Source organism: Mesorhizobium sp. LNHC209A00 (assembly GCF_000502915.1).
Lineage (GTDB): Bacteria > Pseudomonadota > Alphaproteobacteria > Rhizobiales > Rhizobiaceae > Mesorhizobium.
The window spans coordinates 1-299 of sequence record NZ_AYWT01000065.1 but is presented as its reverse complement, the minus strand read 5'-3'; the positions used below and the strand labels follow the sequence as shown (position 1 = coordinate 299).

Annotated in this window: 1 protein-coding gene; it reads left to right on the top strand. The window is 54.2% G+C overall.

Annotation, left to right across the window (positions count from 1 at the left end):
- On the top strand, positions 1-299 hold a 299-nt coding region (locus X739_RS1000000170165; protein ID WP_032924644.1), incomplete at both ends, for a hypothetical protein.

The following is a 299-nucleotide window of genomic DNA, read 5'->3' as shown; positions in this document are numbered from 1 at the left end:
GTCGCAGGGATTGGAAACATCGACAAAATCACAGTAGAATCGTGGCTTTACGACGATGGCGGTAATCTGATCGATCACAATACCGACAACGTTACTGGCTTGCGCTCGGGTAATCAGACCGTGACCATCAATGACGATGGTGGCCAAGCCTTCGACACAGCCTACGTTCAGTTCCACATCGGCGGTGCCAATTCGGGTGTTCGCATCCTCGACTTCTCGACGAGCATCGAGGCTCCGGTTCCCGATCAGTCGTTCGATTTCACGCTGGCAAACACCGACCTCGACGGGGATGCTGTTAC